Consider the following 14,110-nt stretch of genomic DNA (forward strand, 5'->3'; position numbering starts at 1 on the left):
CTCCTGCGGGAGGAGTGGGAACGGGCGTTTCGGGGGTTCGGTCTGGTTGGACACACTGTTGGGTCCTGAGGAAACGGGCGACCGGTTCTTCGGAGACAGGGCCACTCAAGCAGCACGGGTACGTGTTGTGGCGGTGGTTTGCTGTTTGTTGTTTGAGATTTGCATAGTGGACGCGAGCATCTTTGTGGCCAAGTTTTTTAGGGCACACGGTGGATGCCTTGGCATCAGGAGCCGATGAAGGACGTGGGAGGCTGCGTTAAGCCTCGGGGAGTCGCCAACCAGACGTTGATCCGGGGATGTCCGAATGGGGAAACCTAGCACCAGTCATGTGGTGTTGCCTCCGCCTGAATGTATAGGGCGGTTGGTGGTAACGCGGGGAAGTGAAACATCTCAGTACCCGTAGGAAGAGAAAACAAGAGTGATTCCGTGAGTAGTGGTGAGCGAAAGCGGATGAGGCTAAACCGGGCGTGTGTGATAGCCGGCAGGCGTTGCATGTCCGGGGTCGTGGGACCTTCTTGAAGTGGCTGCCGCTGCTTCGAGCAGTGATAAATCGATGGGGTAGTTGAAAGCTCTGGGAAGGGCTGCCGTAGACCGTGAGAGCCGGGTAGGCGAAACCTTGTCGACTGCTGGAGGGGATCCCAAGTAGCACGGGGCCCGAGAAATCCTGTGTGAATCTGCCAGGACCACCTGGTAAGCCTAAATACTCCCTGATGACCGATAGTGCACGAGTACCGTGAGGGAAAGGTGAAAAGTGCCCCGGTGAGGGGTCGTGAAATAGTACCTGAAACCGTGTGCCTACAAGCCGTAGGAGCTTAGCTGATCTTCGGATCGGCTGTGATGTGACTGCGTGCCTTTTGAAGAATGAGCCTGCGAGTTATGGTGTGTGGCGAGGTTAACCCGTGTGGGGGAGCCGTAGCGAAAGCGAGTCTGAAGAGGGCGTTTGAGTCGCATGCTGTAGACCCGAAGCGGAGTGATCTACGCATGGGCAGGTTGAAGCTCAGGTAAGACTGGGTGGAGGACCGAACCCACCAGGGTTGAAAACCTGGGGGATGATCTGTGTGTAGGGGTGAAAGGCCAATCAAACTCCGTGATAGCTGGTTCTCCCCGAAATGCATTTAGGTGCAGCGTTGCGTGTTTCTTGCCGGAGGTAGAGCACTGGATGGCCGATGGGCCCGACAAGGTTACTGACGTCAGCCAAACTCCGAATGCCGGTAAGTGAGAGCGTGGCAGTGAGACTGCGGGCGATAAGGTTCGTAGTCGAGAGGGAAACAGCCCAGATCACCGACTAAGGCCCCTAAGCGTGTGCTAAGTGGGAAAGGATGTGGAGTCGCAGAGACAACCAGGAGGTTGGCTTAGAAGCAGCCACCCTTGAAAGAGTGCGTAATAGCTCACTGGTCAAGTGATTCTGCGCCGACAATGTAGCGGGGCTCAAGTACACCGCCGAAGTCGTGGCATTGATTCCTATGTGGAGTTGATGGGTAGGGGAGCGTCGTGCAGCCGGCGAAGCAGCAGAGTGATCTAGTTGTGGAGGCTGTGCGAGTGAGAATGCAGGCATGAGTAGCGAATCGAGGGTGAGAAACCCTCGCGCCGGATGACCAAGGGTTCCTGGGCCAGGCTAATCCGCCCAGGGTAAGTCGGGACCTAAGGCGAGGCCGACAGGCGTAGTCGATGGACAACGGGTTGATATTCCCGTACCCGCTTCAATGCGCCCATACTGAACCCCTTGATACTAAGAGTCCTTAGCTCGGGTTGTCCTTCGGGACGACCGTCAGGGTGAACGCTCGGCCTGATTGGGTAGTAGGTAAGCGATGGGGTGACGCAGGAAGGTAGTCCAGCCCAGGCGATGGTTGTCCTGGGGTAAGCATGTAGGGCGGAACGTAGGCAAATCCGCGTTCCATGTGCCTGAGATGTGATGCCGAGCCGATTGTGGTGAAGTGGATGATCCTATGCTGCCGAGAAAAGCCTCTAGTGAGTGTTGTGGCGGCCCGTACCCTAAACCGACTCAGGTGGTCAGGTAGAGAATACTAAGGCGATCGGGTGAACTGTGGTTAAGGAACTCGGCAAATTGCCCCCGTAACTTCGGGAGAAGGGGGACCTCTGCTGGTGATGAGTCTTGCACTCGGAGCTGGTGGGGGTCGCAGTGGCCAGGGGGAAGCGACTGTTTACTAAAAACACAGGTCCGTGCGAAGTCGTAAGACGATGTATACGGACTGACGCCTGCCCGGTGCCGGAACGTTAAGGGGACCGCTTAGTCCAGTTTTCTGGGCGAAGGTGAGAACTTAAGCGCCGGTAAACGGCGGTGGTAACTATAACCATCCTAAGGTAGCGAAATTCCTTGTCGGGTAAGTTCCGACCTGCACGAATGGCGTAACGACTTCCCCGCTGTCTCAACCGCAGACCCGGCGAAATTGCACTACGAGTAAAGATGCTCGTTACGCGCAGCAGGACGGAAAGACCCCGGGACCTTCACTACAGCTTGACATTGGCGTTTGGAGCGTCTTGTGTAGGATAGGTGGGAGACTGGGAAGCTCGGACGCTAGTTCGGGTGGAGTCATTGGTGAAATACCACTCTGGTCGTTTTGAACGTCTAACTCTGGTCCGTGATCCGGATCGGGGACAGTGTCTGGTGGGTAGTTTAACTGGGGCGGTTGCCTCCCAAAGAGTAACGGAGGCGCCCAAAGGTTCCCTCAGCCTGGTTGGCAATCAGGTGTTGAGTGTAAGTGCACAAGGGAGCTTGACTGTGAGACTGACGGGTCGAGCAGGAGCGAAAGCTGGGACTAGTGATCCGGCATCGGCGTGTGGAAGCGGTGTCGCTCAACGGCTAAAAGGTACCCCGGGGATAACAGGCTGATCTTCCCCAAGAGTCCATATCGACGGGATGGTTTGGCACCTCGATGTCGGCTCGTCGCATCCTGGGGCTGGAGTAGGTCCCAAGGGTTGGGCTGTTCGCCCATTAAAGCGGTACGCGAGCTGGGTTTAGAACGTCGCGAGACAGTTCGGTCCCTATCCGCTGCGCGCGTAGGAGACTTGAAAGGGGCTGTCCCTAGTACGAGAGGACCGGGACGGACGAACCTCTGGTGTGCCAGTTGTACCGCCAGGTGCACGGCTGGTTGGCTACGTTCGGAAGGGATAACCGCTGAAAGCATCTAAGCGGGAAGCTCGCCTTGAGATGAGGTCTCCCACCCTGTGAGGGGGTAAGGCTCCCGGTAGACGACCGGGTTGATAGGCCGGAGGTGGAAGCGCGGTAACGTGTGGAGCTGACCGGTACTAATAGGCCGAGGACTTGACCACAAAGCAGACTTTCTTTTGCTCGCGTCCACTATGCAGTTCTGAGACAGCAAACGGCTGTTTCGCAGGGTTACGGCGGTTATGGCGGGAAGGAAACACCCGGTTACATTCCGAACCCGGAAGTTAAGCTTCCCTGCGCCGATGGTACTGCACTCGGGAGGGTGTGGGAGAGTAGGTCACCGCCGGACAATCTTTATGGGAGGGCCCCGACGCCGAGCGTCGGGGCCCTTTCTGTGTTTGCGGCGAGTGCCGGGCCGCGAGGGGCTGAGGTTTCGAAGCAGTCATCTAGCGGTAGGTCGCGACTTTTCGTGATAATGCTGCAGTGATCGCGGTCGGGGTGAAGGCGATACCACGACTGATCATCGTTCTCGTCCTGCTGGCACCGCTCGTGACGGCCAAGAACCAGGGGATGGCCGAGGTCAGTACCGGAGCCATGCCACCGCCCGCAGCCGACGCCATGGGGCCTGCTGCCGACGTCATAAGGCCTGGTGGCGACGCCATAGGGCCTGGTGGCGACGCCATAGGGCCTGGTGGCGACGCCATAGGGCCTGGTGTCGGCGTGCCACTCCGTGAGGTGGTCCGTGGGCCGTTGGCCGGGCCGACGGCTCCTGGCGCCGGGCGAGGGGCTGTGCACCACGTCGCGGCCGCGCAGGAGAAGCGGCCTGCCGCCAAAGAGCCCGCTGTCAAGGAGCCTGCCGCCAAGGAGCCCACCGCCAAGGAGCCCACCGCCAAGGAGCAGGAGGCGGTGCCGGCGAAGCGGATTTCGAAGCGGCTCGATCGGTTCCTGGCGGGCAGGCCGGGGCCGGTGACGGCGATGGTGAAGGAGCTGGGGACCGGGCGGGTCTTCCGGTATCACGCGGGCGAGCGGCTGATCACCGCGAGCACGGCCAAGGTACAGATCCTCATGACGCTGCTTCTGCGTACCCGGTGGAAGAAGCTTCCCGCGGCGGTCAGGCGCGATGCGGAGAAGATGATCCGCTACAGCGACAACCACGCGGCCGACCGGCTGTGGTTGCGGATCGGGGGCGCGGAGGGGTTCAGCGCGGCGGGGCGGAGGTTCGGGTTGAAGCACACCCGAGGAGTGCCGGGGAGCTGCGTCGACCTGTACTGCTGGGGGATCACGAGGACGTCCGTGGACGACCAGGTGCGGCTCATGGCGGCGCTCGTGTCGGAGCGAAGCCCGCTCAAGGCCGGGGACCGCGAGCAGGTGCTCAGGCTCATGGGCGCGGTCATCGACGGCCAGGACTGGGGCATCAGCGCCGCCGCGTGCCGGGGCGAACGGGTGGCGCTGAAGAACGGCTGGCTCAGGCGCGTCTCGAACAAGCTCTGGGCCACGATCAGCGTCGGGCTGATCAGGGACGGCGGGCGCGACTACGCCGTTGCCGTACTCACCGAGGGCAGCCCTGAGGTGGGGTACGGCATCGCGACGGTCGAAGGCGTGGCCGAGCGGATCATGCGTGACTTCCGGCGATGCCGGGCGTGACCAGCCGGTAGCCCACCCCGCGTACGGTCTGGATGAGCTGGTCGTCCTCGTCGCCCAGGCGCGCCCGCAGCCGCTTGACGTGCACCGCGATGGTGTTCGTCGAGGTGTTGGCGGCGGCGTGCCAGACGTGGCGCATGATCTGCTCGCGGGTGACCGTGCGGTCGGCGTTGCGCATGAGGTACTGCAGCAGCTCGAACTCGCGCAACGGCAGGTGCACGGCGCGCCCGGCCACGCGTACCTGATAGGCCTGTACGTCCAGCTCGACCCCGCCCACGGCCAGCACCTTGCGGGACTCGGGGGAAGCCGCCTGGATGAACGGCAGCAGCTCCGGCACCCTGTAGGGTCTGGCCACGCAGGCGGCGGCGCCGGCCGCGAGCGCGCGTACCGCCTGCTCGGCGTGTCCCTCGCCGACGCCGAGCAGCACGGGCACGGCCCGGGCCCGCCGTACGGCGCGGACGAACTCGACCGCGTCGATGACCGGCAGCGTGGCCGAGACGAGCACCACGTCCGGCTGGAGGGCGCCGGCCTGCAGCAGCCCCTGAGCGCCGTCCGGGGCGCCGGTCACGGCCACGCCCTCGCGTTCGAGGGCCGTGGCCAGGTCGTCCACGACCGCGTCGTCGGGATCGGCGATGAGCAGTACGGGCTTGGTCCTCGTGTCCCCGTTCATCGTGGATGCCGCCTGCTGTTGGGTCATCAGCCGAAGCGCCCCGTGATGTAGTCCTCGGTCGCCTTCTGCGTCGGGTTGGTGAACATGCGGGACGTCTCGTCCATCTCGATGACCTTGCCGGGCTGGCCCTGCGCGGCGAGGTTGAAGAACGCGGTCCTGTCGCTGACCCGGGCGGCCTGCTGCATGTTGTGGGTGACGATGACGATGGTGTACTGATCCTTCAGCTTGGCCATCAGGTCCTCGATGGCCAGCGTGGAGATCGGGTCGAGGGCCGAGCACGGCTCGTCCATCAGCAGGACCTCGGGCTGGACCGCGATGGCGCGGGCGATGCAGAGGCGCTGCTGCTGACCGCCGGACAGGCCGGCGCCGGGCTTGTTGAGGCGGTCCTTGACCTCGTTCCAGAGGTTGGCGCCCTTGAGGGACTCCTCGACGATGCCGTCCAGCTTGGACTTGGAGATGCGGCCGCGGTTGAGGCGGAGGCCGGCGGCCACGTTCTCGTAGATCGACATCGTCGGGAACGGGTTGGGGCGCTGGAACACCATGCCGATCATGCGGCGGACCGAGACGGGCTCGATCGTGGGGGCGTACAGGTCCTCGCCGTCGAGCAGCACCTTGCCCTCCACCCGCGCGCCGGGGATGACCTCGTGCATGCGGTTGAGCGTGCGCAGGAACGTCGACTTGCCGCATCCCGACGGGCCGATGAAGGCCGTGATCGAGCGGGGCTCGATGGTCATGGACACGTCCTCGATCGCCTTGTGCGACCCGTAGTACGCGTCCAGGCCCGAGACCTGGATCTGCTTGGACATTGTGGTCGTTTCCCCCTATCGGCCCTTGGCAGGCGAGCGCCACCAGGCGATCAGGCGCGCCACCAGGTTGAGCAGCATGACGATCAGGATGAGCGTGAGGGCTCCGGTCCACGCTCGGTCGATGGCGGTGTCGTTCGGACGGGCCGCCTGGTCGAAGACGAAGAGCGGAAGGCCCATCTGCGGCCCGCTGAACGGGTCGTTGTTGATGGAGTTGGTGAAGAACACCGTCATCAGCAGCGGCGCGGTCTCACCGGCGACGCGGGCCACGGCCAGCATGACGCCGGTGACGATGCCGGTGAACGAGGTCGGCAGCACCACCTTGACGATGGTGCGCCACTTGGGCACGCCCAGCGCGTACGAGGCCTCGCGCAGGTCGTTCGGCACCAGTCTGAGCATCTCCTCCGCGGACCGCACGACCGTCGGCATCATCAGGATGGACAGCGCCAGCGCGCCCGCCCAGCCGGAGAACTCGAAGCCGAGGAAGAGGATCCAGAACGCGAAGACGAACAGGCCCGCAACGACGGAAGGGACGCCGGTCATGACGTCCACGAAGAAGCTGATGGAGCGGCTCAGCCGGCCGTTGTTGCCGTACTCGACCAGGTAGATGGCGGTGAGCAGGCCGATCGGCACCGAGATGAGCGAGGCCAGCAGGACCTGTTCGAGTGTGCCGACGATGGCGTGGTACGCGCCGCCGTGGGCGTCCCTGGCCCCGATGCCGTTCATGGAGTGGGTCAGGAAGTCCAGGTCGAAGCGCTCGAGGCCGTTGGAGATGACCAGCCAGAGCACGGAGACGAGCGGGACCACGGCCAGCGCGAACGCCAGATACACCAGGCCCTGGACGACCCGGTCCTTGATCCGGCGGCCGGTGGAGATGTGTTGGATCGTGGTCATGCGCCGGCCCTCGCGTACTCCTTGCGGCGGTTGATGACGAACCGCGCGGCCATGTTGACCAGCAGCGTGATGATGAACAGCACCAGACCGGACGCGATCAGGGCGCCCCGGCCGATGTCGTTGGCCTCGCCGAAGCCGTTGGCGATGTTCGCCGCGATGCTGTTGGCGTGCGGGGTGAGGATCTGGATGGTGATGTCGAAGGTGGCGGGGAAGATCAGCGCGACCGCGATGGTCTCGCCCATGGCGCGGCCGAGGCCGAGCATGGCGGCGCTGATGACGCCGGGCCGGCCGAACGGCAGCACGGCCATCCTGATCATTTCCCAGCGGGTCGCGCCGAGCGCGAGCGCCGCTTCCTCGTTCATCTTGGGGGCCTGGAGGAACACCTCGCGGGAGATGGCGGCGATGATCGGCAGGATCATGATGGCCAGCACGACGGAGCCGGCGAGCATGGTCTTGCCGCCGATGATGCCTTCACCGGCGAACAGCGGGAACCAGCCGAAGGTCTCGTTGAGCCACTGCGAGGGGGTCCTGAGCAGGGGCACCAGGAACGCCACGCCCCACAGGCCGTACACCACGCTGGGCACGGCGGCGAGGAGGTCGATCAGGTAGCCGAGCGGGGCGGCCAGTCTGCGCGGCGCGTAGTGCGAGATGAACAGCGCCACGCCGACCGCGATGGGGGTCGCGATGACCAGCGCGAGCAGGGAGCTGAGCACGGTGCCGAACGCCAGTGCCGCGATGCCGAACTCGCGGCTGCTGTTGGGCTCCCAGGTCAGGTCCAGGAAGAAGTTCGCCTCGTTCGCCCGCAGGGCCGGGATCGCCTCGCTGATGAGGAACACGGCGATGGCCGCCATGATCGCGAGCAGGGCGACGCCGGCCGCGGTGGACAGGTAGCGGAAGGGCGCTTCACCGCGGCTGCGCCGCGAGGCGGACCGGCTCGTGGCCGGCCCGCCGTCACGGGTACGTACGTTGGTCGCCATAGGGGATTAGGAGATCGCCTCGACCGCGGTCCGGACCTTGGTGAGCAGAGCGCCCGAGAGCGGGGCGTAGCCCAGCTCCTTGAGCGCCGCCTGGCCCTCGTCGCTGGAGGTGTACTTGAGGAACTCCTTGACGACCTTGGACTCCTCGGCCGGCAGGCCCTTCTCGCAGGTGATCTCGTAGGTCACCAGGACGATCGGGTAGGCGCCCGCGGTCTTGGTGGCGTAGTCGATCGACAGGGCCAGGTCGTTGCCGGTGCCCTTGATCTCGGCCGTCTCGACGGTCTTGGCCGCGCTCTCGGGGGTCAGCTCGACGAACTCGCCGGCGCCGTTGGCGACCTTGGCCTTCTGCAGCGAGGAGTTCTCGGCGTAGGAGAGCTCGACGTAGCTGATGGCGCCCTCGGTGTCCTTGACGGAGGAGGCGATGCCGTCGGAGCCCTTCGAGCCCTGGCCCTTGGCCTCGGCCGGCCAGGCCTTGGCGGGCTCGTGCGGCCAGTCGGTCTCGGCCGTGGCCTTGAGGAACTTCGTGAAGTTGTCGCTGGTGCCCGACTCGTCCGAGCGGTGGAACGCCTGGATCGGGGTGGAGGGCAGCGTGGCCTCGGGGTTGTCGGCCTTGATGGCGGCGTCGTCCCACTTGGTGATCTTGCTGTTGAAGATCCCGGCGAGCGTCTTGGGGGAGAGCTGCAGGCCCTCGACGCCGGGCAGGTTGTAGACGACCGCGACCGGGCCGGTCACCATCGGGATGTTGATGGCGTTGCCGGTCTTGCAGCGGGCGTTGGCCTGGGCGGGCTCGTCCTCCTTCAGGGCCGAGTCGGAGCCGGCGAAGGCCACCGTGCCCTGGATGAACGCCTGCACACCCGCGCCCGAGCCGCTGGGCTGGTAGTTCAGGGTGACACCAGGGTTCGTGGCCGTGAAGTTCTTCGTCCACTCGGTGATCGCGTTGGCCTGGGCCGAGGAGCCCGCGGCGTTGATCGTGCCACTCAGGCCACCGTTGTCGTTGCCCGCGGCGGGTGCGCTGGCGCTGGCGGAGCTGGTGCTGCCAGCGCCGGCGTTGTTGTCTGTGCCGCACGCAGCGAGCGAGAGCGCGCCGACGACGGCGACGGCGGCGAGCCGGCCTGCATACTTCACGGTTGGGTTCCTCCCACTTGGTCCTTAGTCGCCATGAAGCTATGCAGCGAAGGTGACTCAGACCCCCTACCGAGGGTGAACGTTCGGTGAACGCGCCAGGTCACCCTCATGATGGGTGTTATGACTTATCGCGTATGCCTGGTGTGCATGGGGAACATCTGCCGATCGCCGATGGCCGAGGTCGTCCTGCGCCGAACGCTCGCGGATCGCGGTCTCGGCGACCGCGTCATCGTCGAGAGCGCGGGCACCGGCGGGTGGCACGTCGGGGACCCCATGGACGAGCGGGCGCTGGAGATCCTCACCGAGCACGGCTACGACGGCACCGCGCATCGCGCCCGGCAGTTCACCAAGGACTGGTTCGACCGTTACGACCTCGTGCTCGCCATGGACCGGGACAACCTGTCCAACCTCCGCCACCTCGCCCCTGGCGGGGTGGAGGTGCGGCTGTTCCGCTCGTTCGACCCGGCGGCGCCCGACGGGGCCGAGGTGCCGGATCCGTACTACGGGGGCCGGGAGGGATTCGAGGAGGTGCTGGGGCTGGTCGAGGCCGCCTCGGAGGGGGTCGCCAAGCACGTCGCCGACTCGCTCGATGAGATTCACTGAGGAGCTCGGCTCGTCGCACGGATGGCGGCTGCGGCGGGGCGTGCTGGACGACGGGCGCGAGGTGTTCGCCAAGAGCGGGAGCGCCTCCGCGGTGTTCGCCTCGGAGGCTGCGGGGCTGCGCTGGCTGGGCGAGGCCGCCGCGGTGCCCGAGGTGATCGAGGTGGGGCCCGACCTGCTCGTGCTGTCCTGGGTGCGCCAGGAACGGCCCGGCGCCTCCGCCGCCGAACGGTTCGGGCGTTCGCTGGCCCGGCTGCACCGGGCCGGGGCGCCCGCCTTCGGCGCGCCGTGGGCCGGGTTCATCGCCGAGCTGCCGATGGACAACTCGCCGTGCGACGGCTGGCCGGCGTTCTACGGTGAACGGCGGGTGCTGCCGTTCCTGCGGCAGGCCCGGCTGCCCGCCGCCGACGTCGCGCTGGTGGAGCGGGCGGTGGGGCGCTTCGCCGACGTCGCGGGGCCCGCGGAGCCGCCCGCGCGCATCCATGGGGACCTGTGGAGCGGGAACGTGCTCTGGTCCGGCGGGGACGGGGTGCTGATCGATCCGGCCGCCCATGGCGGGCATCGGGAGACGGATCTGGCCATGCTGCGGCTGTTCGGGCTGCCGTACCTGGATCGGGTGCTGGGGGCGTACCGGGAGGAGTGGCCGCTCGCGGAGGGGTGGCGCGAGCGGGTGCCGCTGCATCAGCTGCATCCGCTGCTCGTGCACGTGGTGCTGTACGGGGAGGGGTACCGCGAGAGCCTGATGAGCGCGGTGCGGCGGGTGCTGGCTCTCTAACGGCCCTCGCGGGTCTGGCCCTCTAGCGATCCTCGCGGCTCGGCGAGTGCTGGTTGCGCTTGCGGTAGGCGCGTTGCTGGCATGCGCGCGAGCAATAGAGGCGGGGACGGCCCGAGGCGGCCGGCTCCAGCGTCTTGCCGCACTCCCTGCAAGTTTCGTCACGGTTTTCGTCACGCTCGTGGATGAGGGCTTCGATGCCGTCCAGGAGGCGGCGCAGGCCGAACTCGAAGGAGTCCTCCGGGTGGTTCCAGCCGCCGGACTCCCACAGGTGAGTGATCGCCGGGTAGCGGTCGAGGCGCTCGTACAGGGAGTCGCGGGAGCCCCACCACTCCTGCTCGGACACGCCGCTGCGGCGCTCCTCGCGCTGCGTCTCGACCAGGACCAGGGCCTCGGCGTCCACGAAGCGGCCGATCAGGCCGATGACCGCGATCACCTCGGACGGCCTGAGCGCGGTGCCGGTCAGCGTGGCGAGCATGTCGTCGTAGTGGGCGACGGCGTGCGGGCCGGGGAGGTGGCGGCTGCCGCGCACCTCGGCCAGCCACGGATGCCGCCTGCGGATCTCCCACCCCTGCCTGGCGATCGCCTCCAGCCGGGCACGCCAGCCCTCCTGCCGGGGCGGGGCCTTCGGGTGCTCGCGCATGACCTCGTCGCTCATGAGGTCGACGAGCTGGTCGCGGCCGGGCACGTGGCGGTAGAGCGACATGGTCGTGAAGCCCAGCCGGTCGGCGACCTTGCGCATGGACAGGCCCTCCAGGCCCTCGGCGTCGGCCAGCTCGATGGCGGCGCGCACGATCCTGCCCACGCTCAGGCCCGGGCGCGGCTCGGGCTCCTCCTGCCGCCACAGCAGCTCGACGGGATCCTGGCTCATTGGCATGCCTCTAGTTTATGGTGTACTACTTCGTGTACGGCATAAACACATCGGAGGTGGCTGAGATGTTCTACGTGTCTCCGGCGGGGGACGACTCCTGGGAGGGCTCCTTCGAGCGCCCGTTCCTGACCCTGGAGCGGGCCCGGTCCGCGGCCCGCGAGGTCCCCGGCGAGGCCGTGGTACGGCTGATGGGCGGCACCCACGTGCTGACCCGGCCGTTCGAGCTCACGGAGGCCGACTCCGGGACGGTCTACGAGGCGTACGGCCACGGGACCGCCGGGCAGGAGGAGGCGGTGATCAGCGGCGGCCGGCCGATCACGGAGTGGCGGGTGCGGGACGGCGTCTGGCGGGCCGAGGTCGGCGACCTGGAGGTCCGCCAGCTCTACGTGGACGGCCGCCGGGCCGCCCGCGCCGCCATCCCCGGCCTGCCGGGCGCGGCGGAGGCGACGGGGACGGGATACGTCACGGACAGCACGGAGCCGCTGGCGTGGCGGAGCGCCGAGTTCGTCCACCGGGGCGTCTACCCCTGGTCCGAGGCGCGGCTGGGGATGGCCGCGGCCGAGGCCGACGGGGGCCGGACGGTGATCACCATGGCCCAGCCCGGGTTCGGGTGGGCCATGGAGCTGTACAACTCCGTCTGGGAGGGCAACACCTCCCGCGGCCCCGGCCTGCCGACGGCGATCGAGAACGACCCGGCGTTCCTGCGCGAGCCGGGCACCTTCGCGCTCGACCGGTCGCGGCCGGGGGAGCACGTGCTGCTGTACCTGCCGCTGCCGGGTGAGGATCCTGCGCGTACGACGGTGGTCGCGCCGGTCCTGGAGACGCTGGTGCGGGTCGCCGGGGCGCGGGACGTGGCGTTCAAGGGGCTGGTCTTCGCCGAGGCCACGTGGTCGCGGCCAGGCCGTCCCGAGGGGTTCGTGCACTACCACGGGAGCGGGTACTACGAGGGCGGCGGGGTCGAGACGGCCGTGCTGGGAGAGGGCTCGTCCGTGACGTATCCCGCGGATTCCGTCACGATTCCGGCCTGTATCCGGTTCGAGGAGACGGCAGGGGTGCGGGTCGAGGGCTGCCGGTTCACCCGGCTCGGGGCTTCCGGGCTGGGCGTCTCCGGGGGTGAGGGGCTCACGGTACGCGGTTGCGACTTCGACACGCTGTCCGCCGGGGGCATCGTGGTGTCCGGCAGCCGGGGGACCACCCTGGAGGACAACCGGGTGCGGCGCGTCGGGCTGGAGTTCAGCGGGTCGCCGGGGATCTCCGTCATGGGCACGCACGGTTGCGTCGTCGCGAACAACGAGGTCAGCGAGGTGCCGCACTGCGGCATCGTCGTCGGATCGGCCGACGGCACCAGGATCCTGCGCAACCTCACGGTGAACACCATGCAGGTGCTGGCCGACGGGGGCGGCGTGTACCTGGCCGGGCCCCAGGGGGCGGGGGCCGAGGTGCGGGGGAACGTGATCAAGGACACGCGCACGCCGTACAACTTCGGGCTCTACCTCGACTACGGCGCCAGCGGGGTGATCGTCGAGGAGAACGTCGTCATGCGGGCCGACAACACGTCCGTCCTGCACGTGGGGCCGCCGCTGGAGAACGTGGTCTTCCGGGGCAACTTCTGGGACGCCGACCCGCTCGGGCACGACGACCCGCCGAGCGGGGTCACGTACGAGGGGAACGTGACCATCAAGGATGAACGCGAGTTGAACGCCGCGACCGAGGACATCCGGTCCCGGGCGGGTCTGCTCCGGCCCCGCGGCTAGCTTCTGATCGTGGTGCCGTTGAGGCGGTCGATCACCTCGTTGTGCAGGACCCCGTTCGTGCAGACCAGGCTGCCGCCCTCCAGGCCCTTCACGCCGGCGGTGTCGGTCCAGACGCCGCCGGCCTCCTCGACGATCACGGTGAGCGCCGCCATGTCCCACGGGGACAGCTCCGGCTCGGCCGACAGGTCCACCGAGCCCTCGGCGACCATCATGTGCGACCAGAAGTCGCCGTACGCCCGCGTGCGCCAGCAGGCGCGGCTGAGGTCGAGGAAGTTGTCGAGCTTGCCGCGCTTCTCCCAGCCGCCGAAGCTGGAGTACGAGAACGAGGCGTCCTCCAGGGCCGACACGGAGGACACCTGCATGCGGGACGCCTTGGTCAGGCTCTTGCCCGTCCACGCGCCGCCTTCGGTCGCCGCCCACCAGCGCCGGCCGAGGGCGGGGGCCGACACCAGGCCGACGACGACCTTGCCGTACTCCATGAGCGCGATCAGCGTGGCCCAGACCGGCACGCCGCGCACGTAGTTCTTGGTGCCGTCGATCGGGTCGATGATCCACGACCGGGCGCCCCAGCCGGTCTTGCCGAACTCCTCGCCCACCACCGCGTCGCGCGGCCTGGCGCGCCGCAGCGTGCCCCGGATGGCCTCCTCCACGGCGCGGTCGGCGTCGCTGACCGGCGTCAGATCGGGCTTGGTCTCGACCTTGAGGTCGACCGCCTTGAACCGCCGCATGGTCAGGTCATCGGCGGCGTCCGCCATGACATGCGCGAGGCGAAGATCATCGTTGTAACCCTGCACGGTCGCCCACGCTACCGTGTCGGGTATACAGAGCATCAGTCACTAAAGCCCCTTTTCTGGTAACTCGCATTCCAGTTACTCG

Annotated in this window: 11 protein-coding genes and 2 rRNA genes; 6 read left to right on the top strand and 7 right to left on the bottom strand. The window is 66.9% G+C overall.

Translation table 11 applies throughout. The features are described from left to right. Nucleotides 1-186: 186 nt before the first annotated feature. The 3 genes from HD593_RS05365 to HD593_RS64225 all read left to right on the top strand — a co-directional run bounded on the left by HD593_RS05365 (nt 187) and on the right by HD593_RS64225 (nt 4,771). A 23S ribosomal RNA gene (locus HD593_RS05365) occupies nt 187-3,291 on the top strand. A gap of 68 nt (nt 3,292-3,359) precedes the next feature. Next, nucleotides 3,360-3,476, top strand: a 5S ribosomal RNA gene (gene rrf / locus HD593_RS05370). 440 nt (nt 3,477-3,916) lie between these two features. Further along, nucleotides 3,917-4,771 carry a serine hydrolase gene (locus HD593_RS64225; RefSeq protein WP_312903365.1) on the top strand — a complete coding sequence of 285 codons (855 nt, stop codon included), beginning with the start codon at nt 3,917-3,919 and terminating at the stop codon, nt 4,769-4,771. Here HD593_RS64225 and HD593_RS05380 read toward each other — a convergent pair. From HD593_RS05380 to pstS, 5 genes are read right to left on the bottom strand one after another with little or no spacing between them, the layout of a single operon-like run. Continuing rightward, nucleotides 4,740-5,465, bottom strand: a complete 726-nt coding sequence (locus HD593_RS05380) for a winged helix-turn-helix transcriptional regulator (protein ID WP_185100994.1) — start codon at nt 5,463-5,465, stop codon at nt 4,740-4,742. The genes HD593_RS64225 and HD593_RS05380 overlap by 32 nt on opposite strands. Continuing rightward, nucleotides 5,465-6,244, bottom strand: coding sequence for a phosphate ABC transporter ATP-binding protein PstB (gene pstB / locus HD593_RS05385; RefSeq protein WP_185100995.1), 780 nt, complete (start codon nt 6,242-6,244; stop codon nt 5,465-5,467). Before pstB ends, HD593_RS05380 begins: the two co-directional genes overlap by 1 nt. Before the next feature lie 15 nt (nt 6,245-6,259). Next, nucleotides 6,260-7,135, bottom strand: a complete 876-nt coding sequence (gene pstA / locus HD593_RS05390) for a phosphate ABC transporter permease PstA (protein WP_185100996.1) — start codon at nt 7,133-7,135, stop codon at nt 6,260-6,262. Then, on the bottom strand, nt 7,132-8,112 hold the full coding sequence (gene pstC / locus HD593_RS05395; protein WP_185100997.1) for a phosphate ABC transporter permease subunit PstC: 981 nt from the start codon (nt 8,110-8,112) through the stop codon (nt 7,132-7,134). Before pstC ends, pstA begins: the two co-directional genes overlap by 4 nt. A gap of 6 nt (nt 8,113-8,118) precedes the next feature. Beyond that, nucleotides 8,119-9,237 (bottom strand): phosphate ABC transporter substrate-binding protein PstS, encoded by a 1,119-nt coding sequence (gene pstS, locus HD593_RS05400; RefSeq protein ID WP_185100998.1) that lies wholly within the window; start codon nt 9,235-9,237, stop codon nt 8,119-8,121. A gap of 120 nt (nt 9,238-9,357) precedes the next feature. On the opposite strand from pstS, the gene HD593_RS05405 reads away from it, so the two are divergent. Both HD593_RS05405 and HD593_RS05410 read left to right on the top strand, forming a co-directional pair. Beyond that, complete coding sequence (locus tag HD593_RS05405) at nt 9,358-9,840, top strand: low molecular weight protein-tyrosine-phosphatase (protein ID WP_185100999.1); 483 nt, start codon at nt 9,358-9,360, stop codon at nt 9,838-9,840. Continuing rightward, the gene (locus HD593_RS05410; RefSeq protein WP_185101000.1) at nt 9,827-10,612 is read left to right on the top strand and encodes a fructosamine kinase family protein; all 786 of its coding nucleotides are present in this window, start codon (nt 9,827-9,829) and stop codon (nt 10,610-10,612) included. The genes HD593_RS05405 and HD593_RS05410 overlap by 14 nt, the downstream gene beginning before the upstream one ends. A 22-nt stretch (nt 10,613-10,634) precedes the next feature. Here the strand turns inward: HD593_RS05410 and HD593_RS05415 are convergent, their stop codons facing one another. Further along, entirely contained in the window at nt 10,635-11,486 is an 852-nt protein-coding gene (locus tag HD593_RS05415) for a TetR/AcrR family transcriptional regulator (RefSeq protein ID WP_185101001.1), read from the bottom strand. Between the two features lie 59 nt (nt 11,487-11,545). On the opposite strand from HD593_RS05415, the gene HD593_RS05420 reads away from it, so the two are divergent. Further along, nucleotides 11,546-13,234, top strand: a complete 1,689-nt coding sequence (locus HD593_RS05420) for a right-handed parallel beta-helix repeat-containing protein (RefSeq protein WP_185101002.1) — start codon at nt 11,546-11,548, stop codon at nt 13,232-13,234. Here HD593_RS05420 and hisN read toward each other — a convergent pair. Next, on the bottom strand, nt 13,231-14,028 hold the full coding sequence (gene hisN / locus HD593_RS05425; protein ID WP_185101003.1) for a histidinol-phosphatase: 798 nt from the start codon (nt 14,026-14,028) through the stop codon (nt 13,231-13,233). The two genes, HD593_RS05420 and hisN, sit on opposite strands and share 4 nt — an antisense overlap. Nucleotides 14,029-14,110 lie beyond the last annotated feature (82 nt).

Source organism: Nonomuraea rubra (genome assembly GCF_014207985.1).
GTDB classification, from domain to species: domain Bacteria; phylum Actinomycetota; class Actinomycetes; order Streptosporangiales; family Streptosporangiaceae; genus Nonomuraea; species Nonomuraea rubra.